Here is a 3,219-nt window from a genome sequence, read left to right as displayed (position 1 = left end):
TGAACGAAGACCTCAAAATATAGCGGATCAACTAGGCGTATATAGCTCTCAATAGTGACCGGCAAGCTGATAAACGCGCTACTATCACGGCTCAAAAAGCTCACTGCAATGACCAAGATATTAGGCAACAGGGCAAATATTAGTAGCCAGCCCCAAATCAGCCACAGCGTTGCAGTACGAAAGGGGCTTTTGCTGCCCAAATTGAAACGGCCATGACCTGCCATCAGCTGCCATCCTTTTCGTTATCGACGTTGTCATAGCCATCATTCGTATCGCCATGAGTGTCATCAGGCAATACCCACTCCCAGCCATCAACCCAAGAGACTTTGACGCCTTCATTTAACTTGTAATCAAAACTAGGATCGTCCTCGTCAAAGAATTCTGAGGCTTTAATCACATGACCGTTTTCAAGCTCAATAATAGAGTCAAGCGTACTGCCTTTATAATTACTTTCAATGACGCGGCCTAGCAGTCCCGTATGCGTCGTATCATGGGGATCATAAATGCGCAAATCCTCAGGGCGCAGGAGTAAATTGACGATATCGCCGACTTGAACGGCTGTCGCAAACGCAGGGCGGCGCAAATTACGCAGGGTTGTCGGGCCGTCTTGCGCTTCGCAAACCTCAACCTCAATACGCCCATTAGTGACGCGACCATCGCGATCTGGTTGCTTTAAGTTCACGCCTTTAACCTCAGCTTTAAACAGATTGGCTTCACCGATGAACTTGGCGGTAAACAGATTAGCAGGGGTCTCATAGATTTCGATAGGCGTGCCGATTTGCTGGAACCTACCATCTTTCATCACCGCAATGCGATCTGACATCGATAAGGCTTCTTCTTGATCGTGAGTGACAAAGACAAAGGTAATACCCAGCTCACGTTGTAAGCGTTTAAGCTCTGACTGCATTTGCAAACGCAGCTTATGATCGAGCGCTGATAACGGCTCATCGAGTAGCAACAATTTAGGGCGATTGATGACCGCGCGCGCGATAGCCACACGCTGCTGCTGACCGCCAGATAAGTCTTGCGGGCGACGATTAGCCAAGTGCTCCATCTGCACCATCGCTAGCATCTCGCGCACCCGCGTTTGAATCTCATCCTTTGGGACTTTTTTGAGCTTAAGTCCATAAGCGACGTTTTGCGCGACGCTCATATGCGGAAACAGCGCATACTGCTGAAATACGGTATTGACAGGGCGTTTATCAGCGGATAGACCTGCCATCTGCACGCCGTCCAAAACGATGGCACCTGCTGTCGGCTGCTCAAAACCTGCAATCAAGCGTAGCAAGGTGGTCTTGCCGCAACCAGATGGACCTAGCAAAGTTAGGAACTCACCGTGCTTGATATTGAGGTTGATGTCGGTCAGCACTTGCGTCTGATCGTAAGATTTTTTGACCCCTGTGATTTGCAGCAAGCTATTACTGTCAGTAGGCGTGTTTTTATCATAGTTAGAAGCGCTATTGGCGCTTGCTGGGATGACAGTTGCTAGCGAGTTGGTCATAAAGCGGATTCCTAAGCTTTTAACAATAGGCTTGTGAATATTTATATCAAGTATACCGACGAATATAAGATAAGCGCAGGGTTTGACTTGCGTCAACGGTTAGATATTATAACAAACCTACCCAATGAATGACCCAAATCTCATTATGAATTATGCAATTGGCTTATAGCCAAACATTGAGACAAACATTTTTTACCCTGTTTTTAACATTATTGCGATACAATTGTTTTTGTTTACTAGGTAGGTTTTAAAACTTGTGCCCCTCATCTCAAAACAAGGACGTCCTATGACTACTCAAACCGATAATAATCGCCCAGCAACGGGTCAAGAAGTACTGGCGCTACTCAAAGAAGGCAACGCGCGTTACGTTGAGAGCTTAAATACAACAGACCCTTGTATGCAAAGGCGGCCTGAGCTGGTCAGTGTGCAAAATCCACTAGCGATTATTTTGGGTTGCTCAGATGCCCGCGTCCCTGTAGAGATTGTTTTTGATCAAAAGCTTGGCGAGCTTTTTGTGATTCGGGTGGCAGGAAATGTGGTCGCGCCCTCTCAAATTGGCTCTGTTGAATTTGCTGCCGATCAATTCGATACCAAGCTTGTCGTCGTCCTTGGGCATTCGCACTGCGGCGCGGTGACCGCTTGCGTCGACGCGCTGATCCATCCTGACAAGTACTACTCGCCCAACTTGCAGTCGATCGTCGATCGCATCCGCCCCAGTGTCTACAACCTGCATGAGCTTGCTACTGCCAACGGGCAAGATGTCGACGCTGATGAATTGGTTGAGCGCTCTATTAGCGCCAATGTACGCATGTCGGTCAGCCAGCTTCGTCACGGCTCGCGTATTTTAGAAGACTTATCTGGTAGTGGTCAATTGCTCATCGTCGGCGCTGAGTATGACTTAGAGACAGGTGAGGTGCGCTTTTTAGACAATTAAATGTATAAGCTTAATCTAGGTTTATCATCTTAATTTGAATTTATGAGCTTAATACAAAACGCCATCAGTACCCGCGGCGATTTTTATTAAGATGAGTAACACTTTTAAAAAATAGGAATAATAATGTCAAAGGTATTAAGTCCAGATACGAGTAACGCGTCGATTGACCAGCCCAAGAGCAGCGTACAAGCGGTAGGGGTTCAGCCTATATCGGCTCAAACCAAAGGCTTTAATTTTAATCACACCATGCTACGCGTCAAAGACCCCGTCAAATCGCTTGAGTTTTATACAGGCGTGCTCGGTATGACCTTACTTGCCGTCAAAAAATTCCCTGATATGGGTTTTGATTTGTACTTTTTAGCCAAGCTTACCAAAAGCGAGCGTGATACTCTGCCCGCAGGTGACGATTTAGCGATTTATGCCTTTCGTCAGCGCGGTATTTTGGAGCTTACGCACAATCATGGTACCGAGACCAAAGATGACTTTAGCTATCACGATGGTAATGAGGCGCCGCAGGGCTTTGGACATATTTGCTTTAGCGTACCTGATTTAGAGGCCGCTGTAGAATGGTTTGATAGCAAGGATGTCACTTTCAAAAAACGACCAGAGGAAGGCAGTATGAAAAATATTGCCTTTATCAAAGATGTCGATGGTTACTGGATTGAGATCGTACAAGCGGACTTGATGGATTAGTAATGCCCGATTGACTAAAACAATAATGACTGGAGTAATCTTTTTATGGCAACTACTGAGGGTGATCCTACCGCAACTGAGACTGCCGCAA

At 46.5% G+C, this 3,219-nt stretch carries 3 protein-coding genes and 1 pseudogene; 2 read left to right on the top strand and 2 right to left on the bottom strand.

Annotated features, from left to right (window positions below):
- Positions 1–224 (bottom strand): annotated as a pseudogene (gene potB, locus ACTXGO_RS11585) (spermidine/putrescine ABC transporter permease PotB); the annotation flags it as partial.
- Positions 224–1,501: a spermidine/putrescine ABC transporter ATP-binding protein PotA gene (gene potA, locus ACTXGO_RS11580; RefSeq protein WP_443574609.1), complete on the bottom strand. Its 1,278-nt coding sequence runs from the start codon at positions 1,499–1,501 to the stop codon at positions 224–226. The pseudogene potB and the gene potA, both read right to left, overlap by 1 nt.
- A gap of 286 nt (positions 1,502–1,787) precedes the next feature.
- Here potA and ACTXGO_RS11575 point away from each other — a divergent pair, with 286 nt between their 5' ends.
- A complete protein-coding gene (locus ACTXGO_RS11575) occupies positions 1,788–2,435 on the top strand; it encodes a carbonic anhydrase (protein WP_443574607.1) in 648 nt (215 codons plus the stop codon).
- A gap of 123 nt (positions 2,436–2,558) precedes the next feature.
- Positions 2,559–3,128, top strand: a complete 570-nt coding sequence (gloA, locus tag ACTXGO_RS11570) for a lactoylglutathione lyase (protein WP_443574605.1) — start codon at positions 2,559–2,561, stop codon at positions 3,126–3,128.
- Positions 3,129–3,219 lie beyond the last annotated feature (91 nt).

The sequence above is a fragment of the Psychrobacter sp. T6-1 genome (assembly GCF_052258445.1).
The sequence above is the reverse complement of the archived record's forward strand: the minus strand, read 5'-3'. Positions and strand labels throughout refer to the sequence as shown.